The 22,360-nt window shown below is 37.2% G+C and carries 23 protein-coding genes and 1 pseudogene; 8 read left to right on the forward strand and 16 right to left on the reverse strand.

From position 1 onward, the window contains the following. Positions 1-93 precede the first annotated feature (93 nt). The 8 genes from DHD80_RS09475 to DHD80_RS09510 all read left to right on the forward strand — a co-directional run bounded on the left by DHD80_RS09475 (position 94) and on the right by DHD80_RS09510 (position 6,946). Entirely contained in the window at positions 94-381 is a 288-nt protein-coding gene (locus DHD80_RS09475; protein WP_034260587.1) for a hypothetical protein, read from the forward strand. Beyond that, entirely contained in the window at positions 382-666 is a 285-nt protein-coding gene (locus DHD80_RS09480) for a hypothetical protein (RefSeq protein ID WP_251740930.1), read from the forward strand. Further along, entirely contained in the window at positions 653-3,055 is a 2,403-nt protein-coding gene (locus DHD80_RS09485) for a TraG family conjugative transposon ATPase (protein ID WP_251740931.1), read from the forward strand. Before DHD80_RS09480 ends, DHD80_RS09485 begins: the two co-directional genes overlap by 14 nt. 91 nt (positions 3,056-3,146) lie before the next feature. Beyond that, positions 3,147-3,692, forward strand: a complete 546-nt coding sequence (locus DHD80_RS09490) for a conjugal transfer protein (protein WP_251741108.1) — start codon at positions 3,147-3,149, stop codon at positions 3,690-3,692. Positions 3,693-3,694: 2 nt separating this feature from the next. Beyond that, positions 3,695-4,537: a hypothetical protein gene (locus DHD80_RS09495; RefSeq protein WP_251740932.1), complete on the forward strand. Its 843-nt coding sequence runs from the start codon at positions 3,695-3,697 to the stop codon at positions 4,535-4,537. 10 nt (positions 4,538-4,547) lie between these two features. Next, positions 4,548-5,171, forward strand: a complete 624-nt coding sequence (locus tag DHD80_RS09500; RefSeq protein WP_251740933.1) for a conjugal transfer protein TraK — start codon at positions 4,548-4,550, stop codon at positions 5,169-5,171. Continuing rightward, positions 5,152-6,081, forward strand: coding sequence for a conjugative transposon protein TraM (traM, locus tag DHD80_RS09505; protein ID WP_251740934.1), 930 nt, complete (start codon positions 5,152-5,154; stop codon positions 6,079-6,081). Before DHD80_RS09500 ends, traM begins: the two co-directional genes overlap by 20 nt. A 31-nt stretch (positions 6,082-6,112) precedes the next feature. Next, a complete protein-coding gene (locus DHD80_RS09510; RefSeq protein ID WP_251740935.1) occupies positions 6,113-6,946 on the forward strand; it encodes a DUF4138 domain-containing protein in 834 nt (277 codons plus the stop codon). 127 nt (positions 6,947-7,073) lie between these two features. Here DHD80_RS09510 and qatD read toward each other — a convergent pair whose 3' ends face one another. The 16 genes and pseudogenes from qatD to DHD80_RS09590 form a co-directional block, all read right to left on the reverse strand. Then, positions 7,074-7,802, reverse strand: a complete 729-nt coding sequence (qatD, locus tag DHD80_RS09515; RefSeq protein WP_251740936.1) for a Qat anti-phage system TatD family nuclease QatD — start codon at positions 7,800-7,802, stop codon at positions 7,074-7,076. Further along, a complete protein-coding gene (gene qatC, locus DHD80_RS09520) occupies positions 7,799-9,172 on the reverse strand; it encodes a Qat anti-phage system QueC-like protein QatC (protein ID WP_251740937.1) in 1,374 nt (457 codons plus the stop codon). Before qatC ends, qatD begins: the two co-directional genes overlap by 4 nt. Continuing rightward, complete coding sequence (locus tag DHD80_RS09525) at positions 9,162-9,908, reverse strand: hypothetical protein (RefSeq protein ID WP_251740938.1); 747 nt, start codon at positions 9,906-9,908, stop codon at positions 9,162-9,164. The genes qatC and DHD80_RS09525 overlap by 11 nt, the downstream gene beginning before the upstream one ends. 2 nt (positions 9,909-9,910) lie before the next feature. Continuing rightward, entirely contained in the window at positions 9,911-11,776 is a 1,866-nt protein-coding gene (locus DHD80_RS09530; RefSeq protein WP_251740939.1) for a P-loop NTPase fold protein, read from the reverse strand. Positions 11,777-12,078: 302 nt separating this feature from the next. After that, positions 12,079-12,555: a hypothetical protein gene (locus DHD80_RS09535; protein ID WP_251740940.1), complete on the reverse strand. Its 477-nt coding sequence runs from the start codon at positions 12,553-12,555 to the stop codon at positions 12,079-12,081. Then, the gene (locus DHD80_RS09540; RefSeq protein ID WP_251740941.1) at positions 12,555-13,001 is read right to left on the reverse strand and encodes a GIY-YIG nuclease family protein; all 447 of its coding nucleotides are present in this window, start codon (positions 12,999-13,001) and stop codon (positions 12,555-12,557) included. The genes DHD80_RS09535 and DHD80_RS09540 overlap by 1 nt, the downstream gene beginning before the upstream one ends. A gap of 62 nt (positions 13,002-13,063) precedes the next feature. After that, positions 13,064-14,554, reverse strand: coding sequence for a hypothetical protein (locus DHD80_RS09545; RefSeq protein WP_251740942.1), 1,491 nt, complete (start codon positions 14,552-14,554; stop codon positions 13,064-13,066). A 104-nt stretch (positions 14,555-14,658) separates the two neighbouring features. Beyond that, on the reverse strand, positions 14,659-16,239 hold the full coding sequence (locus DHD80_RS09550; RefSeq protein ID WP_251741109.1) for a type IV secretory system conjugative DNA transfer family protein: 1,581 nt from the start codon (positions 16,237-16,239) through the stop codon (positions 14,659-14,661). A gap of 10 nt (positions 16,240-16,249) precedes the next feature. Beyond that, positions 16,250-17,302: a MobB family relaxase gene (gene mobB / locus DHD80_RS09555; RefSeq protein ID WP_251740943.1), complete on the reverse strand. Its 1,053-nt coding sequence runs from the start codon at positions 17,300-17,302 to the stop codon at positions 16,250-16,252. Between the two features lie 11 nt (positions 17,303-17,313). After that, positions 17,314-17,694, reverse strand: coding sequence for a BfmA/BtgA family mobilization protein (locus DHD80_RS09560; RefSeq protein WP_251740944.1), 381 nt, complete (start codon positions 17,692-17,694; stop codon positions 17,314-17,316). A gap of 429 nt (positions 17,695-18,123) precedes the next feature. Further along, on the reverse strand, positions 18,124-18,321 hold the full coding sequence (locus DHD80_RS09565; RefSeq protein ID WP_251740945.1) for a hypothetical protein: 198 nt from the start codon (positions 18,319-18,321) through the stop codon (positions 18,124-18,126). Between the two features lie 10 nt (positions 18,322-18,331). Then, positions 18,332-18,496, reverse strand: a pseudogene (locus DHD80_RS09570) (JAB domain-containing protein); the annotation flags it as partial. A gap of 114 nt (positions 18,497-18,610) precedes the next feature. After that, on the reverse strand, positions 18,611-19,624 hold the full coding sequence (locus DHD80_RS09575) for a site-specific integrase (protein WP_251740946.1): 1,014 nt from the start codon (positions 19,622-19,624) through the stop codon (positions 18,611-18,613). Then, a complete protein-coding gene (locus tag DHD80_RS09580; RefSeq protein WP_251740947.1) occupies positions 19,611-20,537 on the reverse strand; it encodes a tyrosine-type recombinase/integrase in 927 nt (308 codons plus the stop codon). The genes DHD80_RS09575 and DHD80_RS09580 overlap by 14 nt, the downstream gene beginning before the upstream one ends. A 43-nt stretch (positions 20,538-20,580) precedes the next feature. Continuing rightward, a complete protein-coding gene (locus DHD80_RS09585) occupies positions 20,581-21,852 on the reverse strand; it encodes a site-specific integrase (RefSeq protein WP_251740948.1) in 1,272 nt (423 codons plus the stop codon). Between the two features lie 145 nt (positions 21,853-21,997). Beyond that, on the reverse strand, positions 21,998-22,300 hold the full coding sequence (locus tag DHD80_RS09590; RefSeq protein WP_251740949.1) for a JAB domain-containing protein: 303 nt from the start codon (positions 22,298-22,300) through the stop codon (positions 21,998-22,000). Between the last annotated feature and the right edge of the window lie 60 nt (positions 22,301-22,360).

A 22,360-nucleotide genomic window follows, 5' to 3' on the forward strand; every position in this document is an offset into this window, starting at 1 on the left:
TTATACACAAATATTTGATTTTCAGTTATTTATATTCAAATATATGTAAATTTCCCATAGCGAAAACAACACAAAAATTTAAACTGTTACGTTATGAAAAAATCACTTTATTTAGCATCCTTTCTTTCGCTCTTATCCACTTCGCTATTTGCTCAAATTGGTGGCATTGAAGATTCCGTTAACGATGTGGGCGATACCATCAGGACCGTATTTCCCATTTTACTTGGTGTCATTTTCCTTGTTGGTTTCCTCTTTAATGCAGGCCATTTCTTTGGCGAAAATGCTGACCTTAAAAAAGGGATTACCCGAGTTCTCGTCTTTGTTTTGATTGCCGGTGCGGTAGTCGGCATCTTCACTTACCTCATAGGAATTGTTGTGTAAATGAAACGGTTCGAGGTCTATAAAAACATCAGGAAACGGGCGGTTATTTTTGGGCTGCCCATTTCCCTGTTTGCCTTAATGATGGTTTCCATACTCGCATCGCTTTTGGTAATTATTTTCTCTTTCAGCTTCGGGATGATTATAGGTGTACTGGTTTTTAATGCTGGGCTTTACGTGGCATTGACGAGAATAACCCATAACCCACAGCTATTTCAAACTGTCAATGCATTCCCTAAAATTATCAGCAACAAAAGAAATTTAGGTTTCAACTATGAACAAGATTAACCTTTCTAAATATCAACCCATTGCAGATATTCAGGACAATATCGTGTTTGCCAATAATGGCAATGTGGTTTTGTGCTATGAAGGGAATTTGCCAGAAATCTATTCTTTATCCGAAAAGGATTTTGAGGATATGCACGGTGCTTGGTTTCAGGCTCTGAAATCATTGCCTGTTGGGACTGTGGTTCACAAACAGGATATCTACCTCAAGAAATCCTATACTTCAGAACAGCTTCCTAATACAACCTTTCTGGAAAAAGCAACACACGAACATTTTAAAGGTCGTGGATACATAAAACATAAGTGTTATCTGTTCTTCATTTTGACCAAGAACAAGGCACTTAATAATTCAAAATATGTTAATCCTTTCAGAAAAGTTTCAAAGGGAATCGTGCAAGAACTGGATGACAACGTTAAGAGCTTTGTCAACTCGGTAAGTGATTCTGTTTCGTTTATCAATAATAGCCGAAAGATGGAATTCATTTCGCTTAAGGCGAAAGAGATTCAGCAACTCACAAATGGCTACTTCAATGGCTTCAACGAAGGTTTTGACACCGACATCATATTAGAAAAGAAAAGCGTCAATATTGGCGAAAACCATTTTGATGCCCTGGCCATCAATAGCGAACTGTGCTTTGGCGAAAGTGTACAAAGTAGCAAGACCAATGAGAAATTCACTTCAGACGAATTTGTGTTTCATCAAGGGTTTATTGATGGTTTGGGGCTTACGCTTAACGAAAATCATATCGTAAATCAGATTCTCTATCTCGACGACAAACAGAAGTGGCGCAAGCTACTGGATAAGAAAATCGAGGAACTCAACAAAAGCTCAAATTTTGGTTCACAGAATAAAGTGGTACTTGGTAAAATCCAGCACATCCTTGACCAAATCAATGCCGATGATAATGCACGGATTATTCGAGGTCATCTTAATGTGGTGTATTGGGCAAAGGACAAAAAGAGCCTCGATTCCATTACCTCAAAAATTAAGACCGAGTTTAAGGAACTGGACATCATCCCATATTATCCAAGAGGCGAAGAGCGAAAGAATTACATCCTGAATAGCTTCTGCTGTTTCTCTTCCAACTTTTCAAACAACGATTTGTACGTAACGGATTTGAAGCACGCACTTTGCCTGTTCATTAATAATACCAACTACAAATCTGATAATACCGGAATCATCTTCAATGACCGAGAGCATAACATTCCTGTACTGAAAGATGTTTGGGACGAACGAAAGAAACGCATCAAAGCTCGGAACTTTGCCATTTTTGCACCAACGGGCGAAGGCAAATCGTTCCTTGCCAATAACATACTGCGCCAATATTTTGAAAGTGGCGTTCGCTTGGTTATTATCGATTTGGGTGGATCCTACACCAAGTTTGCCAAACTCTATCCTGAAAAATATACCGTGCTTCGCTATGAAAGTGGAAAGAACTTGGGCATCAATCCATTTTACATCAGCAATTCAAATGACCTCACACCGGAACGATTAGAGGATTTATCGGTGTTCCTATTTGAACTTTTTGCTTCTGATTTAAAGGTGACCAAGGCACAGTCCGTTTCCGTTAAAAAGATACTGCGCCATTATTACGACAGCACTTCAGAAAACCATTCTCTGGATGGCTTTTACAATTTTATAGAAAGGAATCAAGAAAATCTTCTTGACACCCTTAAAATCCATCCCGACTACTTCAATATTACGAGTTTTTTGCACGTAATGTCTGAATACGTCGGTGATGGTCTATATAGCTTTCTTTTTGAGGTCAGTGAAGACCAAACCTATAAAATCGAGGACAAACGTCTGATTGTTTTTGAACTTGATGAAGTCAAGGACAACAAGGAAATCCTATCGGTTATGTTGAAGCTTATTAAGTCAGCCATACAACGGACCATTTGGAAGAACCGTGCTGAAAAAGGTATCATCCTGTTCGATGAGTTTGCCAAGCAGCTGAAGTTTGAAAACGTTCTGGAAAGTGTGGAATTCTACTATCAGGCTATCCGTAAACAGAATGGTGCGATTGGCATCATCCTACAATCCATCAATCAACTGCCCAACAATTCCACCTCGGCAAGCATCCTTGAAAATACGCAGGTCATCTATAGCCTGAACAATGAAAAAGGCTATACCGAACTGGTCAAACGCCTCAATCTGTCCAGCCACGACCTGAACCAGTTAAAATCCATCAAGAACAATCTTACAGGACCTCGCAAGTACACGGAGATGTTCATCAAAATAGGAAAAGAAAGCAACATTTTTAGGCTCGAAGTTCCTAAGGAAGTGTATGCAGCTTATCTAACCGATGGACAGGAAAACGAGGCCATAATGGCCATTTATGAAAAGACCCAAGATATGGAGAAAGCTATCATTGAATTCACATCTAAAACATAATATTATGAAATCAAAGATTCACGAATACCAAAACAACTATTTGGCGATGAGCAAAACGAAAATCAAAACAATTTTGTTGGGGTTAATCCTTATGATTGCCATTTTATCGCCTGGCGGTGCTACCGCCCAAGGAATGCCTACCTATGACAACACCAACTTTATCAGCTTGGTAAAGCAATTGGTGGAATCCGGGAAGCAGACCGCCCAACTTATCAAGTCCGTTAAATTCCTCAAGGATGCCAAGGAAAGCATCGAGAAAGTCTCCAATGTAGTCAGACAACTTAGGGCTGTGGAAGAAATTGGAAGAAACAACCAACGTCTTATTGAGGTAATGCAAAATGACTTGCAGGATATTCTGAACTCACCCTATATCAAACCCGATGAAGTGGCCAGGGTGTCCGAATCCTTTAACACCATTGTCCAGAATTCCTTGGACACAATGGACTTCATTGACGAAATCCTGTCCAGCGACTACCTCAAAATGAGCGATGCCGAACGTGCAGAAATATTAAAGCAAAAGGAAACCGAGTCCAAGGAAATGGTCTCCGATATCACCATCCGGACCAAACGCTATCGGGATATAATTTCTTTCCGAAAAATGCAGGATAAAATCAATAACCGCGAAACAGAATACTAAAGATGACCGCAAACATCATTTTGGGGATAGGGCTTGAATATGTAGATACCGTATTCCAGACGATTCAAAACAGCGACTTCTCACAATATACCATTGTGGGAATGAAAACGCTTGCCGTTCTGTTTTTCCTGGTCAATATCCTTAAAAAATATAATGAAGGTGTTGCGGATAAGGACGGGTATACTTGGGGATTGAGTCCGGGAGAATTGGCCAAGAATTTTGCAGTCGTTCTCCTAGTAATTTTCTCGACTCAGGTCTTGGGCTTTTTTGATGCCATCCTCGTGTCCATCGAAGGACAGTATCGGGGAACTGCTCCTGCCTTGTTACCCTTGCAGATGCAGGATATTCCTATTGAAGAGGACGTTAGTCTAATAGATGCAGCAAAAAATGCAATGACTTTGCTTTATGAAGCTCTGGTTACACCCCTTTTTGGGTTTAAGATATTTGCCTTTATCGTCAGCATCATCCTTTGGATTCTGGATCTTTTCATCTATCCGCTATTCTTGGCGGAACGCTTTTTCCTTTTGGGAATTATGCAGGCATTTTTTCCTTTGGTCATCAGTTTGGCTGTTTTTGAAAAATTCCGCTCCTTGGCCTATACCTTTTTTAAATTGTATGCTGCGGTGTATATGCTGGTACCGGCATTCTTTCTGGTCAATGTTTTTGTCAATACGCTCTATACGGAAATCAATACCAACTTCTGGAACAACCTTTTTGGTACGGATGTCGGTCAAGGTTTCTTTGCCCCCGTGGTGCAATTGGGTTCTGTTGGCTTTATCGTGTTCTTGAAATTCAAGTTGTACCGACGTGCCACTTCCTTCACCTTACGACTTTTCACCAACTAATCGAACATCTATGAAAACACCTTATAAAAACATCTATGCCATTCTAAAATTAAACAAGTTCATTGTTTTGGCGGTTATTATATGTGCCACACTCTTGGGCATATTTTCGGTTATAATGGCTTTTAATATGCACAGGAAAGCATTGAACAGTGCCTTTGCCATCAACACCGATGGCAGTATTATTCCTTTAAAATTGGTTACTCAAAAGGAAAATTTTAAAGTGGAGGCTTTGGCACACCTGGAACTGTTCCACACCTATTTCTATAATATCGATGCGAGCAATTATGAAAAGAACCTAAAAAAAGCCCTTTGGTTGGGTAATAGCTCCGTAGACAATCTTTATCGGCAAAAGAAAGCGGATGGGGTGTATAATCGCCTTCTGCAATATTCCTTGGTACAAAAAGTACTGCGTATCGATTCTCAAATTGCGGAAAAGAATGATACTTATAGCTTCCGAACGGTTACCCTATTTGAAATCAATCGAGGGTCGATAATCGACACCTACGAACTGGTTTCCACCGGAAACCTGATTACGGTTGACCGAAACTTTCCTAACAATCCACACGGACTGTTGATTACAGATTACTTCGAGAACACTTTAAAAAAACAATCCAATGAAAGCAGAAAAGAATAAAATAGTATTTGCAGCCGTACTTGCCGTACTGTTCATTTTCCTGATATCATACTCCCTTATGATAATGGGTGATGACGATAGTGAAAATGAGAACCTTGAACAGACCTTGATCCCAGAATTGGAACAGAACCAAAAGGAATATGACTCAAAATTGGATGCCATCAATGATCTAAAAGAAGTGCGAGAAACCAACGCACCGAGTATCTATGATGAAAAGATGATAGATTCGCTCGGGTTCTATAATCGAGATTTGCCCGAAATGGAAAAAGAACGCATAGTAGACAGCATTTACGCTGCTGGAAAAATTAAATATTCAGCTACGTCCTACGAACATATCGGCAAAAAAAGAACTGCTCCAAAGAACGAAAAGGAAATTGATTCCACGGAACTGAAGAAAGAACAAAAAATTGCAGCCAAAGAGCTGGGTCTGGAGCATCAACTGTTTTTCGCAGCTGCTCCCAAGAAAAATGAGCTATCGATTTTGGGTAGTACGGACAAAATGATGTATGCGGTTGTGGATGGAGACCAAGTGGTACAGGCCAATTCCAGATTGCGGATGCGTCTGGTTCAGGACGCAGTCATTAATAATAAAAAAGTATCAAAAAACACACCTATTTATGGGTTTATCAGTTTTCAACCCAATCGTGCCTTGATTACGATTGAAAATATCCAAAACCATCCCACCAGTTTAAAAGCTTTTGACCTCCAAGATGGCAGCGAAGGGATTTATGTAGAAAACAATTTTCGTGCAGACGCCACCAGTGAGGTTTTAGATGACATTATAGGTGACATCAATATCCCTAGTGTACCACAAGTCGGTGGAATCACAAAAGTACTAAAGCGCAATAATCGAAAAGTAAAGGTGACCGTACTCAATAATTACCAACTGCTATTAAAACCTAAACTATAAGCTCATACTGGGCATTTTAAAACGCACTCTTATGAAAAATCATCTATTTATTTCCGCCTTTATCTTGGTTTCCACATTTACTAAAGCACAAAATACTATAGTACTGGATACCATTTATGCCAATGACCAAAAGAATGTCGCGCTATTCTTTCCTGAACCCATCCGCCAGGGCATAACCGGATCGGATAATTTTGTGTTCACCTATAATCGGGAAAAAGAACAACATTTAGGACTTTTGCAGGCAAAACCCGGAAAGGAAAGTAACTTACTGGTCGTCAATAGAGATGGTTCGGTTTTCTCCTATATTATAAAATATAAGGAGCGACTATCTAAACTAAATTATTTTATCCCGATGTCAAGTAGCATCGGGAATGAAAGGCCGATAGCGAACGACTCGATAAAAGTTGCCAATTCTGAATTCAGTATTGCAAACAGAGAGCATTATTATAAAAGATTCTGCTCTTACCTTCTTGATAGAAAACAACGTATTGGTCGGATCAAAAAACGCAAGGAGGGCGTCGCTTTGAGTGTTGAAAACATTGTTTTTGACAAAGATGGGCTCTATTTCTTAATCCAAATAAAGAACAGTTCCAGCTTGGATTATGACTTGAATTTCCTGAACCTTTCCATAGAAACTAGACAGAAAGGCAAAAAGAAATCCTTGCAGAAATTATATCAAGGACCTTTGTTCCAATATAATGTACCTTCCAGAATTGCTAAAAACGAAACCGTGAGATTGGTGTATGTTTTGCCTAAATTTTCATTGTCCAATGAACGTAGAGCTGTTTTGGAGCTGAACGAGAAGGGTGGCGAACGAAATATAATACTGAGCATATCCCATAGATATATCAATAATCCAAATTAATAATATTATGAAAAAAATTGTCATTTGTTCATTCGTACTTTTTTCATTTCCTGTTCAGAAAACAAGAAGATGGCCAATGAAAGGCTACACCTAATGGGCTTAAGCATAAGGGGACTTTATAAAAAAATCATCTTATAGTAGATAAAAGATTTTTAAAATTATCATTTACAATTTTATTGGCTTCAGAATAAGAACAGTTCCACAATTGCGATAAATAAATAATTATTTCCTTCACATCGCTAGATTTAACAGGTTTGCCTTTAATTTCCACAAAAGGGCCATCAGTTTCGGTTAAAATTTTATTTCGAGGAATTTTAGAAATTCTAGCTTGACCGGCTTTACTTTTAATCATAGCATTATTTATAGAAAAAAAATAGCCAGAATTTGCAATTTCTAGTATAAGTTTAATTGGACCCGAATACCAATGGAATATAGCTCCTTTTGCCTTAAATTCGATTAAATGGGATAGTACTTCTCGTTCGGCCTTTCTTGAATGAATGCTAAGTATTTTTTTTTTATCCTGAATCAATTTTAATATTTTACGAAAACTGCTAACCTGTATATCTTTTGTTGAAAGACCCTCTCTAGAAAAGTCCAAACCCACTTCGCCAATATAACTAGTGATATCAACCAATCTTGTAAACGACGGAAATTCCTTGAAGTGATTTTCCGCATATAGTGGATGCATTCCTAGCGCCAATCTAATTCTCTTTAAAGATTTGAAATATGGTATTCCCATCTCGAAATGACTTGGAAGATTAGTCACTGATATTACGGTAATTCCCTGTTTATCTAATTCTCTGAGAAGTTTTTCAGGATTGGGGTATAAATCAATATGACAATGAGTGTCAATCATCGGATTTTAAGTATTTCTTTCAGTTGGTCATTACCTTTATCACGAATCCAATTTAAAATCTCAACCCTTGAAGTATGTACTAGTTTAGCATATGCATCAAGATCCGACATTTCAATACTACCATTTACTAGCAGATTCCGTTTAATATCTTTTAAACTGATAGATGTTCCAAGGTAATCAAATAAAGCTCTTATATCAGGTTTAGCATCTTTTATGCTTCTTATGGATAATAAGTCATTTCCATAAGTATCAGTATCCCAACCTCTTTTGTGCAATGCCGCCCTTCTATAAATACAGGGCATACAAATTCCGCATTGCTTTGCGTTACGATTTTCCCAATGGGTTTTGTGACCTCTTTTACCGCAAGAAACGGAAAGTGGATATGTTTTTTGAAGTATGACTGTGTTATCACATTCAACGACCATTTTCCCTTTAGTATCCAAATTGAAGGGATTAATTAAAGAAACATTCAAATTGGCTATTGCTAATGATTCTTGCAGCTTTCTAAAAAAGTACGGGTGAGTCGTTCTGGTACTTAATGAACTTGTCCTTGATTTGGTCAAAGGATGGTTCAAAGAAATAGTACCATTCTCTGGAATTAAAATTGTGTTTGAGGACGGCACTTTGTTCAAAAGGTAAGTCGCTATTCCTATAAATAGAATTGATCTACTCCTCTGATTAGTATCCCTGGTTATTTCATCTCCATTAGTATATGTTTGGGAAATACCAATCGTGGCTCTGATATGCTTATATCTATTAACAAAATTTTTGTAGAATTCATTTAGAATAAGATTTTGGTCTTTTTTAGGACCATTATAAGCAGGGTCAAAATGGGACACAAGTAATCCTATATTGTCATTATCTATTTTATTCAACATATTAATCACTCCTATTAATGAGTCAAGACCACCAGAAAATAAGCTTACAAACTCAATATGGGAATAATTATATTCTGGTATTTTACTTTTCCAGCGTTTCTTCTTTGGTAAATAAAGCACTTTTACTTCTAATTGTCTGAAAGCAATAGACCAAGTGTCCCCAGTTAGAAAATTAAGAGTTTCTTCAAGTTGAGGAATGGCAGGTTCCCAATAATCGATATTATTTACGGGAAATTCGATTTCAATCTCCCTAGTCCAACCATTATACGAGTACAGTTTTCGTGCAAGTAAATCATCTGTTCCATATACGATTGCAGCAATTAGAAAAAAGTCAAAACCTGTTGATGATGTTTCTTTAGTAAAATCATATAAACTGTGAAAATGAGCTATATTTAATTGTACCTTTTTCTGCGCCCCGTTAATCTCCTGACATAAGAATGTCTCCGAAAATTGGCCATTTTTTGCGGGATTTATTTCTACATTAATTTTCATCTTCAAATACTTTTAACACATCTTCTTGAATATTCTTAATAAGCCTATCTCCATCATCACCACCCCAATCTATTTTGTCTAAAGAATTCGTCTTGTTCATTTCAGCTAGGCTAGAATTTATAAAGTCTTTAATCTGCTTAAAAAGACTTGAGCATTCCGTTTTTCCTTTACTTTCCACTAACTTTTCATAAAACATTATTGACAAATGTTCTAAAATATAATGACTGAAGTACTTAATTATTACTTCTTCCAGAGACTCACTATCAAGGGTCGTTTTTAAGGATATTTCTAAATCCTCTGCGGTTTCAGCCCCAGCGGCTAATTCTTCCAGTAATTTTCGGGTGGCTTCCTTGGCAGCGCTATCGTCAATGGTAGAGGCAGGACCGCTACAATATTCTATGAGATGGTTAATAATATCTTCAGCGGATTTACTTTTTAAATCCGTTAGACCAATTGAGTTTAGGGCTTCTGAAAGATTACCTCCATTAGATGAAAAACTACCTAAAAACCTTCCGATATTCTTGGCATTTCTAATGCCGCTTCGACCTGCGATGCGAGAATTACCTCTTCCCGCTCTTTTTGAACCGCCAACCACTCTAACAAATTTCCCTGCTATATTTCTAAGGTTGTCAGTAGGTATCTTCGCCGTTGTACAATTTCGTGTAACCTCACTACTAAGTTCTCCCCACTGAGGTTGACCTTTAACAGAAGCTGAATATGATTTTGATGTTCCCATACTTATTTTTTAAATGCCTTTGCTACCTTGGAGTTAGAAGTTGATAATAATTCTGAAAGAAAGTCTCCCAGAACTGGATTATTCTTGAGACTTCTCAAATCAACGCCAATAGCAGGCGGTATTTTTTCCAAATCTATTAGGTTAAGCAAATATTTATATGACTCCTCAGAACCTCTTACACCTTCTTCTATCATAAATTGAAAAAGTTTATATGAAAGGGTACTTTCTTGATTTCTTTGTGCCATAGCTACGGCGAACTCAAGGAACTGATTTAATTCCGATTCGTTTAGTAACATAACATCTTTTTTGATTATCGCCTTTGTTGCTTTAACCGGCAACCCTTCTTGGTTCAACTTATTATAGGTGGATTTTATAATTGGCGGAATTAGACTTGCTCCAGAAATAGTAGATGAGATATTATCTCTTGAAATCCAATAATAATCACGAAGGTCGATTTCGCACAAAGCTGGTTCTACCTTTAACCACTGTATTACTTTATCCTTATTCCAATTACTATAATCTCCTTTGGTCAAAAACTCTTTGAAATCAGTTTCAGAATATTCCGAACACTTATTTTCTAGCTCCAAAATTTGATCTGGTCTGCCCTCTTTGGTAGATTGCCATTCATATAGTTTAAGGAATAATGGTAACTCTGTATATTCAAGAATCATAAGTTTAGCTAGAACAGATTCATCAAACCCAGAGATGTTAGCGACTTTAGCCAATCTATTTCTTAATATAAAAGTGTTTAGAAAACGCTTTATCTGTCGTGGATTTCCGTAAAGGCTTTGTGTTATTATAGATGATAATGCAGGAAGAGAACCCAAACTTTTTGAAAGTTTTTCATAATCATCAGGACCTATTACTTCTTTAATATTGGTCAGACCAAAAACGCTATATCGATTTTTTTCGCGATATTCATTAAATGTATCTAAAACTTTTTGAAATATCTTCAGATCTAATTCTCTTTTGCATATTAATAAGGAGATATAAGTTTCAACTTCAGAATCTGATAGCTTTGGCAAATAATAAGGTATTTGAATAAGTTTTTCTAAATAGTCATCAACAACTCTATTTGTGGTACCAGGCTCTACATCTCTTACCTTAAATCTATGTGAAATAGCGTGTCTAACAATTCGTGGATCTGCACCTATAATAAATGCTGTATTCTCTACATTAAGAAAAAGTTTAATCGCTTCAAGGTTTTCAATAATTCTATCCGGCTGACAACGATCCAAATCATCAATGATTATTACCAGCTTACTTATTTTCGATTCCTTAATTAACTCTTTAAAATTTTCTCGAAATTCCCTGACTAGCATTGAAGGATCATCTTTCGGTAAATCCTCCACCAAAGATTTAAGAAAATTTTCTGCTCCATCTCCTTGAAGGTTTTCAATAATATGAGAACCATCTATTTTTGATAGTTTTCCCGCCAAAAAAGGCAAGATCGAAACTCCTCCTGTAAAATAGGCGTCTGCAACTGGAAGTGCTATATTTTTGAAACCAAGCCCCAAAATGCGCATCCAATTAACCGATTTAATCAATTTTTTGGCTTTTTGTTTTATTTCAGGGGTAAATCTTTTATTCTCCTCAAATTCTTTTATAATTGATTCCAAAAGAGCTGCCTTTGCATCGTCATATCCCTCGAAAAGCCAACCATTAAAATAGAGCACAAACGTTCCGTCCTCTTCTTGCTTTAAATGATTACTTAATATTTTTAGAATACTAGACTTGCCACTTCCCCAATCCCCAAAGATGCCCATTGTAATTGGCAATAAATCTGGATCGTTAATGACCTCTGCAATTAAATCTGCGTGTACTTTAAAACCTAGAAGGTCTTCGGTTGTTTCATTATCTGACCACATATATTGCCATTAAAATTTATATCACAATATAACGATATTGTTAAATTTTTAACAATAAATGTAACGATAAATTTTAAATGAGCTTTTATTAGGTTGGGAAGTCACACCGTCTTCTTCTTAAGCTGTCCTTACACCATCTATAGTAATTATATTACCAGCAAAAATGATTCTTAAAAAGTTATCGGAGAAATTGAAACTTTATTTTCCATAATACTGTAGTATAGAGGGGTACAAAACCCAAATGCTCTACTAATTCCAAATCTTTATGAAGCGTTTAGCTTTTATATGTTACCATTTGGCTTTTATCCGATATTAAATGGATTGCTCTTCAAAACGTGGTTAATTAAATTGTCCATATTGTCAGCAAACCATTTCAACGGTTTTGTTCTGTACTTTTTTATCCGGGTGATTTTTGCAAAAGGAATTTCTAAAATTTTATCATCCTGTCTGTTCAATTTCATAATCTTGAAAAACTCTTTTCTTGGATAATAATCGTCATCTCTAACTGAAGTAATGAGAATATTGCACCTAACATTTGCGTCAAAAAAGTCTTTAAATGCTTTAATAATATCTTCCGTATCTGTGGCCGAATTGATTATTACCGTAACTCTTTTTCCATTATTATCTATTCCGTCCAAAACAACCATAAAATCTTTAAAAGACAATGGAATTGAACCTTTGATAACTTTAAATCCTTTTGTTTGTAAAGTGTGCGCTATTTTGTAAATCGCTTGACTTTTACCAGTATTTTGAGCTCCACCGATTAGAAGAATATTCATTATTTTCTTTTTTTAATTGAATTTATTACCTTTTCTTGAAACTTACCAATTAAATAGCTTTCAACTTCTAATCTCCCAAAATTAATAGGCAAAAATGAAACGTAAATATTATTAGCAAAATATTCATCCAATAGCATTTCGATATCGTCAGTAAATTTTTTTCTTGATTTAATTCCCCGGTATCTTAAATATCCGAATTGCTTTCTAAAAGAATGATTTACGGTTCTATTTATTTCATTCATTCTATCCTTTAAATTTCCGCTTTCTCCAATGTAAATCAAATTATCATCATTCTCAAAAATCGCATAAATTCCGGGCTCGTTCGGTACATTATTTTTTCTCCAATCTTTACACTTTTTAAATTTAATACGCTTGGAGTTAAATAATTCTTTTTCTATTCTTTCTAAAATTTCAATGAGTTCAGATTGGTTCAATTTGTATTTCATTTAGATGTTTTTTAACTTGATAGCAACGTGCTTTTTATATTCCCATTTGAAGCTCGTAGCTTTTATTTTCTCACATACTTTCTAAATGCTGAAATAAACTGAAAAATAAAAAAACCTACAATTAATTTATTTCCAAAATCGAGAAACAATGTCCAAAATGTATATTCCGATTTAGATATTAAAAAATCCTTTCTGTGAGTTAAATCCAAGAACGAAAAATAATGTCCGACCAAATTCCAGTCAAATTCTGTGGACTTAAAAATTCTACCAATACTTGAAAGATAAAAAATGTAAAAGAGTATAGAGAAGAATAAAAGTCCCACAATTGGTCGTTTAATTGATAAGCCGTGATTATTTGAAATACTGTTTAAACAGAGAATAAATTTGTCAGATGTCGGTAAACTCGAAATCTTTCTCAAAGAATCTTTTGAAATAGCATCAAGTTTTTGCGCCTCAAAATAATTTCCAGAGGCCTCTAATGATTTTCTCAATTGAAGAAACGTTTCATACTGGTCTTTATAATAGTTTTGTGGTTTTTGTTCGGGGTAATGTATGTTTTCTAACGTCTTAAATTTTTCAAAGCTCAAACTATCTTTTGGAAAATTACAACTTGTAAAAGTTGCTTTAGCAAAACGTGTTCTATAAAAGGATAATGTCTTATAACCATTAAAATCAATATTATCAAACCAACTGTTATCCATATTTGATTTATGAACTTCAACTTTGGAATCAGTTAAGTAAGGCGAAATGTTATAAAGTAGCATTTCTGATTGAGAGCTAAAATCTCTAATAAAAAGGTTGTTTATTTCTGTATTTTCAATAGATATTTTGCCATTGGCTGAACCTCTAAATGAGAGAGAATTTAAGATGCAATTTTCAATTTTTAGTTGTTCGTCGTTTTCTTTGGAAAGATCTAAACTTAAATTGATATTAAGTTTCTTTTTATCCTCCTTGGTTAAATAATAACGAATTTTATATTCTTTGATTTGTTCGTGTCGTGAAAGATAAACACCAGATTGTTCTTTCTTATTATGGCTGAAACGAACATTTACGTTTTTTGAATGATTAACATAAACGGATTGCTTAAGCCCTATTAATCCATTCGCTGATTTCACGTCTGAGCCTGTAAGTAAAGTTTTCCACTTGCTTATAAAAATGTTTTCCTCCGTATAAGATATATCTATTCGCTTTTGATACTGTAGGAATAGGGAAGGCGTAATACAATTATTAATTGAGATACTTTTAATCTTACTGTTATTAATATTGCCACTAATAATGCAACCGTGAAAATGAAATGAAATTTGTTCTGTTGTAATTGATTCAATTTGAATATTTTGAATTTGACAGAAAGAAAAGTTTAATGAAATGCTTTCAAATTCAATTTCAGATTCATTGATTAAAACTAACTTTTTAAATCGGCAATTCTCAAAGTTCAAAACTGTTTGATTATTCACAAACGCAATGTCCTTGAAAACCTCCTGCGTTATTTTTATTTCCGCAGTTCCGTAATCTTGATCCTTAATTGTTTTGTATGGTTCTAATTTTATTTCCAAGGTTTTTCAGCTTGTGGATAATTTAACAAATAGGTTACAAAGATAGAAGTATTGATTAATTTAACAGAGTTAAACCTACATTCTATTGAAAATCAAAGCAATATCTAATTAAAAATAGAATGTGCCTCCTCATAAATCCGCTCAAAATTATCCTCTAAATCAGACATTGAAAATTGCTTTGAATCCTCTGGTAACCCCTTTTGAATATTGGCTAATTTAAACTGCACTTTTTTGTCAGTTCCATCTGCATACGTAATAAACTCCCCCTGCTTCAGCCGAAAGAAAACATCCGCCCTGATTTTTGGAATTTCCTTTTCTCCGGTGGTTATACGGGTATCAAAATCCAGATTATGCCCACGGCTCACGCTCTTTGTCGGGTAGTTTATAATCTCAAAAAAACGTTCGTAATATTTTGCGGTGTCCGGGTCATTGACCTTTCCAAAGAATTGATAAGAAAGGTTACTCAATATTGCCTTACTAGCCTTATCTCCATACATCATATCGTTCTGGATCTTGTCCTGCATCACATAGACCGTAGAAATATTATAGCTCCGTAATGTTGCCGGAATGCGGTGCATATTCAATAAGCGTATGGTAGGTGCTTCTTCCATTAACAAGAATGAAGGTTTGAAATTCCGCACACTCATTTGTTTGGTGATGGTATGGACAATGGTAGCAATCACCGGTGAATACGAAGTCTCAAATTTTGGATTATTTACGACTGAAATTACCGCAGGATTTTCTTCACTATTGATATTGAGTGGGACTTCATCTGCGGACAAGGCCATAAAAATTCGTTGTGTACTGATGCGTTTTAATGCATTGGCCAGGGTACTTTTTACCCCGGCAGTTTGCCGTTCCGAATCCTTACCACTTATAAAGGCATCTGCCATAGCCCTTGAGGTGGTATTGGTTTCCAAAAACTGTATGAGACTGTCGGTGTCCAGATATTGATAAATAGCAATCAAATGGGGAAGGGTGCAGAATTGGGGATAGGTCGTTTTGAGTTTCCAGATGAGTCCGCCAATCAAGCCTTCGGCAGCATCGTTAAAGAATTTAGTCGTTCCTGTCGTGCCCGATTCCCTTTGCTCCAATAGGTTCTCTATCAGTACCCGAGAAACTTCGTTGACGCTTTCCTCGTTCTCTAAATACCGGGGAGCAATCGGATTGACCCGATGGATGATTTTATCAAAGGAAATCACCTTAAACGGAATATGCCCATCCTTAAAAAGTGGATACGCCATTTCGGTCAGCTCAAAATCCTTGTAATCGTGGATGATGCCACAAAAACCTTCTTTCCGAAAATGTTTCAAAAATCCATACACTACACTTTCGGTCTTTCCGCTTCCTGCAGAACCAATGATGGATGCCCCGCGCTTGATATTGTCAAGCTTAAAATTCCCTTTCGTAGTTTCAAAATTAACTTGATATCGGTCGTCACCATTTTTTGGTCTTTCTTTTTTATGCAAGAAAACATACAATGTTATATTGATCAACAAAAGTGGACAGACAACATTCAGCAACACTAAAACCAAACCGTTCCAATGCTGTAAAAAATAAACTAGCATACACAACACAAAGCTGCTCAGCGCAAATGCATATCTTGATATTCGATATAATCCATAAAATAGCATACTGACCAAGCCAATGGTTAAAAGAACGGTAAAAAGGTTATCTATATACATCATACTGGAATTAGATTCCTATAGAACTTGATTTGATGGCCACTTCCACGCCACGGCGCAGTCGGTTGAATACTTTCATTGCCAATTGCGCCTGTGTTACCGGAATGCTTGGCAGCATTGGAACACCACTTTCCTTCATCATTTTAAAGGCGATTACCTTTTCATTGGTGGGCAATTTCATCAGCGAGGCAAAATAGACTTTGGGATTCTTTATAAAATCCTTTCGAGCTTTGTAGGTCTCGGCAAAGTTTCTTTGATAGCCAAAAGTCCTATCAAAGGTCTTTTCCGCACGTTCAAAAAACTGGTCACGGTCAAAGCCCCGTTTTACATTCTTACCGTGCATTTCCACTTCCGATGCCTTATGCTTGCTCCCCGGGGAAAGGCTGAAGGTGTTGGAGGCATCCTTCCGGCTTACGATGATATGGATATGGCTTTGGTTTCCCGCCTTTGGCATTCCCTGGACAATTCGTTTCCCGTCCTGTTGGTACGGGGCTTCCTTTTCCAATCGATCAATTTTCTTCTGCAATAGTTTGCTATTGCCCTCAGTCTGCCCTTCTTCAATACTTCTGATTTCAGTTTTGAGCTGAAGGATTTTCGTTGCATAAGGCTGGTTTTCCTTGATCTGCCAATCCGTTCCCTTGAAAGTGCGTTGGTGTTCGATTTTCGCATAATATTTTATATCATCAATTTTAATGGGTCTTCCGTTTATTTCACGGTTAAAGGATGCCACATAATCCTTCATCAGTTCACGGGTGTATCTTTTTAAATCTTGGCTACTGTTCTGTAACCGGTTCAGTTCGTATTTGGAAGGACTGACCGTAATGGAATAGAATTTGGGTTCGGTCTTTTTGAGTTTGGCACCGTTGCCATCAATTTCCTTTACGACTTTGTCAGCCGATATTTCATCATCATATTGATTGAAAAAATGCTCCATTCCCGCCTGTCCGGCCGGCAGGTCTTCCTGTTCCAGACTCTGGTTTTCCTTCTCCAGATAGCCGACAAAATCGCCTGAACTTTGTGAATAATTTCCTCCCAGTTTTTGAGGTGTAATTGTGATATACATAGCTCAAAAATTTAGAGTTCGTTAGTATGGTTTTGCTTTTCCTGAAATCTTACTTTAGGTTTTTCTTCGACCGTTTTCTTTTCCAAAATCAAAGGTTTTTTTGAAGGTTCGCTCGTCTGAAAAAGGGATTCAATCATTGCCACGGTGGGTTTGGTCTGTGTCTTTTCCATATCCCGCATTATGGCGATGACTGCATTGATGCGTTTCTTTAGGGAAGCTTCGATTGTCCTTCCCGTTGGTCCCAATTTTTCCTTTGGGGAAATCTCGTTGTAGAAGAAAAAGTCGAGCATTGTTTCCAATGCTTCGGTGTGTGATTTGAAGTGTGTCCTTGAAAATTCTTGAAAACGTTTTGCCGTTTCCTTTTTGAACCTGATGCCGATAAATGAGTCCATAATTCGCCGATTTGTCGCAAATCCTTCCCTAAAAATGGACGTTCACAGGGCATTTGTCGCAAATTGTAGGAGGTCGGGAATTTTATATTTTTTCAAATTACTGAATATCAGTTATTTGAAAATAAAAAGGAGTTCTAAACATCGCATCGCGTGTTACCCTCTTGCTACTCCTTTTCGTCCCGCCCAGCGGGACAAAATTCCGTACAATTTGGCTCAAAGCCAATTGCCAGTTTCAGGGAAATAATTTCCTGTTATGTAATTTTTCGATGGGTACGGTTATCGGCGAAAGTCAAAAAATGGATAACCCTACGTAAATTTGAATGCTGAATTTCAGCGAAATAAAGATAGTGATTTTTATTGAATTGAAATCGGTGAAACAGAAAAACACCTCCAAGAATTTAGAGGTGCTTGACTATGCAGTTTATAAAATCAGATGTTGAATACAAACGTATAGGAATACAAATTGCATAAAGCTTCTTCGGCTATCATCTTTTCAAAACTGGTGTGATTTTTTCTTACGTATTTGCGGATGTCCTCCCCAAATTTTCGTTCCACATCCTTCTTGGAATTTTCCAAAAGTCGGGTTTGAGCCTCTTCGCTCAAGTCTGTAAAATTTAGATAAATCATACCCTTGATTTTAAAGGATTCCGTTATCTGCAAAACTGTAATAGTCGCCATCAGGGGTCAATATCAAATGGTCTAAAACTTTGATATCAAGTAGCTCCCCAGCCTTTTTAATTTTTTGGGTCAGGCTTTTATCCGCTTCACTGGGCTTTAAAGTACCGCTCGGGTGGTTGTGAGCTTTATGTAAAGCTTTACATAAAGCCCATTATGCAAAGTAAATAGTTATGTAAAGTAAACGGCTGAACCTCCTTATTCCCCTGATTAATCTACCAAATTACTTTACATAGCTTTTTTAGAATTTCTTCAGCCACATCATTAGATTTTCATTTTTTGTCCATGTGGCTGTTTCGTCAGGATTAATATTTACATAAGCCTTTTCTAAAGCTTTGCGTTTTTGTTTGGAATCTGCCCTGGCATAGATTTCTGTAGTTTGAACGGATACGTGCCCCAGTATATCCCGGATATAGACCAGGTTCACTCCTGCTTGCAGTAGGTGCATTGCTTTAGAGTGCCGCAGGGAATGACAGCTTATTTTGTCAGGTAGCAGCATCTTATTTGCTTCCTTTGCCTTTTTATAATATTTCTGTACAATGTAATGGATCCCGGCACGGGTGAGTTTCTCCTTTCTACTATTAAAGAACAGCGGATACCTATTAGCAAAAGCTGCATCTAACCGGTTTTCTTTTAAATAGTTCTTTAGGTGCCGGGTTTGAGCATCCAGCATCGGTACCACACGCGCTTTATTTCCCTTTCCAATGATTTTGATCACAGGAGGAGTATCCAGTCTGACCATAGATGGGGTCAAGTCAATAATTTCTTGTACCCTGGCCCCGGTATCATACATTAAAGACATTAGCGCCAGGTCCCTCCGGCCTTTGAGGCTAGTAGTGTCCGGTTGTTCCAATAATAATTTCATTGCTTCGATGGTGAGGTAGGTAATGGATTTATGCTGAGATCTTTTAAACCTGATGGATAAAATCTTTTGGCATTGGTGCAGATATTCCAGGCTTTCATGTTGTAAAAACCTGTAGAATGAATGGATGGCCGCCAGGCGTGCATTGCGAGTAGCATTGCTACAGCTCCTAGTGCTTTGTAGCCAGTCGAGATAATCCAGTACTACTTCTTTGGTTACCTTATCTAAAGTGAGTTTCTCTACTTTTAAGCATTTTTCCTTTTGGAGGTACTCTAGTAGTAAAACAAAGGTATCCCGATACGCCCTAATCGTATTGTTACTTAGCCCTTTCTCATGGGGCAGGTACCTGGATATAAAATCAGAGATATACTTGGAAAAATCAGTTGGCTTCATAGTTATTATATTTAGGAAATACATTCAGGGAGGTCATATCTACGTCCCTGATCAAATCCGGGTACATATTGGCCGTGAGCCTTACATAATGATTAGTGGCCCCTATTGACCCATGGCCCAGATAATTGGAAAGAACCGGTAAGGAAGCATAAAGGTCCACACCAGCTTCAGCCATACTCGCCAATGATGTCACTGCAAAGGTATGTCGGAGATCATGGACACGTGGTCCATGGTTTCGGCCAGTATAAGGGATAGCTGCTTTGCCTAAACACTTTTTAAACCAGCTTCCCACCCCTTGGCCACATTTATTTCCGTTGGTGTTCACAAAGAAATATTCCGATCTGTTCTCAATAGGGAGTTGATCCCTGTAAAGTTTGTATTCTTTACAAACAGCGACCAGCGAAGTTGAAATAGGAATGATACGCTCCTTCCCATTCTTGGAGTCTTTCACCTGTAAATAATTTTCTTCCAGGTTTACATCCTCATCTGTCATGGCCAAAGCTTCTCCAATACGAATTCCGGTGCAGTACAATAGCCTGATTAGTGCCGGCATACAAATCAAACAGGAATTCATATTCCTTTTTACAGATCTTAATTCATCAGCAGCCTTAAATAAGGCATGGACCTCCTTTTGGGAATAGATGTAGGGAATAAAGGTATTTTTCGGATAACGTGGAAGCTTGGAAATATAAGAGGGGATACCCAAATCACAGAGGTAAGAAGAAAATTGTGCAAGGAACCTTATTCTATCATACCGATATCGTTCAGACTCATTGCATCGCTCTTCACCCCATTTTTGGGCAAACTCCTTTGTGATCCCTTTCGTTTTTTCTTCACGTTGATGGGCTAATTGGTCAATTTGGGATAAGATAAGTTTCCCCGTGGTATACTTAAAACCCAGCTTTGTTTTCATATCAATGAATTGGGTAATATCCGGGCCGTATATGCTGTCATAACTAATCATAAAAAGTACCCCCTTTCTGCAAGTAAAAATCAGGGGATACAGGAGGTACTTCCAGTATACATTGCTGCATGGATTTAAGATCGATCCTTAAGTAATACCGTGTGGATTCCGTGCTTTTATGTCCCAGTACTTCAGAGATGACAGGGAGCACTGTACTTTCTTCCAGCATCCTAAACCCAAGGCTGTGCCGCAGGGAGCGAGGGCCGTACCTTCTACCCTTAATATTGATCCCTGCTTTTATATAAGCCCTTTGGACAATATGGGTAACCACATTGCTTGAAGTAAAATAACTATAGGGTGGCCTTTCCGATAAAAAGATACATGCCTCCTCTGACTTTGCCCGTCCGTATTTTAAATAATCGATGATCGCATTTCCAACGTCAGGTAATAAGGGGAGTATTAATTCTATGCCTGTTTTGACTTGTTCTATTTCAATAGTACTTGTATCCCAATGCAGGTTCGTAAACTTCAATCTGGCAATATCCGAAGCCCGAAGCCCCAGTCTTGCAGCCAAAAGGATAATGGCATAATTCCGTTTTCCTATTGGACTGGACCGTTCCACCGATGCAATTAGTTTTTCTATTTCTCCTTTTGAATAGGTAGAAGGTAATTTAGGTTGATCGACGATCCGGTACTTTGGGATTCCCTTGGAAAAATCGACCATTAAAAGTCCCTGTTTAAATAAGTACTTTATAAAACCCCGAAGTGTTGAAAGAACAGGAACTACCACAGTTTTTCCACAATCCAGGGTATTGATATATTTTAGAAGTACCGCTAAATCAATGTCCTTTATAGCATGGACTTTGTTTTTATTACAATATTCCAGAAAACGAAAAAGACAACGTTTATAGCAATGTAGGCGGATGGTGGATAATCTTTCTTCTATTCTTTTATAATCCAGGAACCTGACTATGGCCTCACCTAAGACCCCATTAAAGACCAGGGGAGCTTTCGCCGGTGGTAGGTTCGGGACTTTAATCTGGCCGGTATTTTGGAATTCGGTGAGTTTTCGGGTGCCATTAACTAGAAATTGTTCCTGTTTAGAGAGCTTACGACCCTTACGGACCTCAAACTCATTGTGAAGGAATTGCTCTTCTACTTTCTGGTCATAATGATGGATTCCGTTGGAAACCATAAATTCTCTTAGTCGTTGCCAACCCCTTCGATAGGCTCCAACTGTATTGCCGGAATACGCATGTTTGGATTCAAGATAATTCCCGGCCTGGGTCATCAACTCATTAAAAGCTCTGATTTGTTCAGTCATAAGACAAGTATTTAGATGTGAATAATTCCTCTAAATAAAAGATTGTCTTGTGAAGTTCAACAAAGGGAAGAAAATATTATGTAAAGTAAATCCAGTATAACACATTGGTAACTAGATCAATATATTAATCACTTTACATAACTATTTACTTTGCATAATGCAGTAATATGACCGCTGTGGTCAAACTTTTTAAGAGTACGGCAAACAGGATGCGGACATCCACTAAAGTTCCAGTAATTCCTCCGTTGGAAGCTTCATATATTCCTTTTACCTTATTGGCGTTGTTGAGCAACATTATTTTAAAGGTCTCGTGAAGTTCAATGGTTTCTTTGTTCCATTGGCTGTAGGCTATATCGGCAGCACTTTGAGAACAGGTTACTTTGGGAAGCAAATTTGCCTTAGTGCTTCCGCTGTAACTTATGGCTATTTCATTAACTTTGCTTTTCATTGTTTTTCAATTATTTGTGAATGATGAATAAGAGGGCGCAACTTTCCACGGGAACGCCCT

Source organism: Gramella sp. AN32 (genome assembly GCF_023718305.1).
GTDB lineage: Bacteria > Bacteroidota > Bacteroidia > Flavobacteriales > Flavobacteriaceae > Christiangramia > Christiangramia antarctica.

Coding starts and splice junctions, on each gene's coding strand:
- DHD80_RS09490 (WP_251741108.1), top strand. CDS start 3,147: ATGATTGCCATTTTATCGCCTGGCGGTGCTACCGCCCAAGGAATGCCT.
- qatC (WP_251740937.1), bottom strand. CDS start 9,172: ATGAAAATTAATGTAGAAATAAATCCCGCAAAAAATGGCCAATTTTCG.
- DHD80_RS09475 (WP_034260587.1), top strand. CDS start 94: ATGAAAAAATCACTTTATTTAGCATCCTTTCTTTCGCTCTTATCCACT.
- DHD80_RS09535 (WP_251740940.1), bottom strand. CDS start 12,555: ATGAATATTCTTCTAATCGGTGGAGCTCAAAATACTGGTAAAAGTCAA.
- DHD80_RS09585 (WP_251740948.1), bottom strand. CDS start 21,852: ATGACTGAACAAATCAGAGCTTTTAATGAGTTGATGACCCAGGCCGGG.
- DHD80_RS09550 (WP_251741109.1), bottom strand. CDS start 16,239: ATGTATATAGATAACCTTTTTACCGTTCTTTTAACCATTGGCTTGGTC.
- DHD80_RS09565 (WP_251740945.1), bottom strand. CDS start 18,321: ATGATTTATCTAAATTTTACAGACTTGAGCGAAGAGGCTCAAACCCGA.
- mobB (WP_251740943.1), bottom strand. CDS start 17,302: ATGTATATCACAATTACACCTCAAAAACTGGGAGGAAATTATTCACAA.
- DHD80_RS09540 (WP_251740941.1), bottom strand. CDS start 13,001: ATGAAATACAAATTGAACCAATCTGAACTCATTGAAATTTTAGAAAGA.
- DHD80_RS09525 (WP_251740938.1), bottom strand. CDS start 9,908: ATGGGAACATCAAAATCATATTCAGCTTCTGTTAAAGGTCAACCTCAG.
- qatD (WP_251740936.1), bottom strand. CDS start 7,802: ATGATTGACACTCATTGTCATATTGATTTATACCCCAATCCTGAAAAA.
- DHD80_RS09480 (WP_251740930.1), top strand. CDS start 382: ATGAAACGGTTCGAGGTCTATAAAAACATCAGGAAACGGGCGGTTATT.
- DHD80_RS09575 (WP_251740946.1), bottom strand. CDS start 19,624: ATGAAGCCAACTGATTTTTCCAAGTATATCTCTGATTTTATATCCAGG.
- DHD80_RS09495 (WP_251740932.1), top strand. CDS start 3,695: ATGACCGCAAACATCATTTTGGGGATAGGGCTTGAATATGTAGATACC.
- DHD80_RS09485 (WP_251740931.1), top strand. CDS start 653: ATGAACAAGATTAACCTTTCTAAATATCAACCCATTGCAGATATTCAG.
- DHD80_RS09590 (WP_251740949.1), bottom strand. CDS start 22,300: ATGAAAAGCAAAGTTAATGAAATAGCCATAAGTTACAGCGGAAGCACT.
- DHD80_RS09510 (WP_251740935.1), top strand. CDS start 6,113: ATGAAAAATCATCTATTTATTTCCGCCTTTATCTTGGTTTCCACATTT.
- DHD80_RS09560 (WP_251740944.1), bottom strand. CDS start 17,694: ATGGACTCATTTATCGGCATCAGGTTCAAAAAGGAAACGGCAAAACGT.
- traM (WP_251740934.1), top strand. CDS start 5,152: ATGAAAGCAGAAAAGAATAAAATAGTATTTGCAGCCGTACTTGCCGTA.
- DHD80_RS09580 (WP_251740947.1), bottom strand. CDS start 20,537: ATGAAAACAAAGCTGGGTTTTAAGTATACCACGGGGAAACTTATCTTA.
- DHD80_RS09530 (WP_251740939.1), bottom strand. CDS start 11,776: ATGTGGTCAGATAATGAAACAACCGAAGACCTTCTAGGTTTTAAAGTA.
- DHD80_RS09500 (WP_251740933.1), top strand. CDS start 4,548: ATGAAAACACCTTATAAAAACATCTATGCCATTCTAAAATTAAACAAG.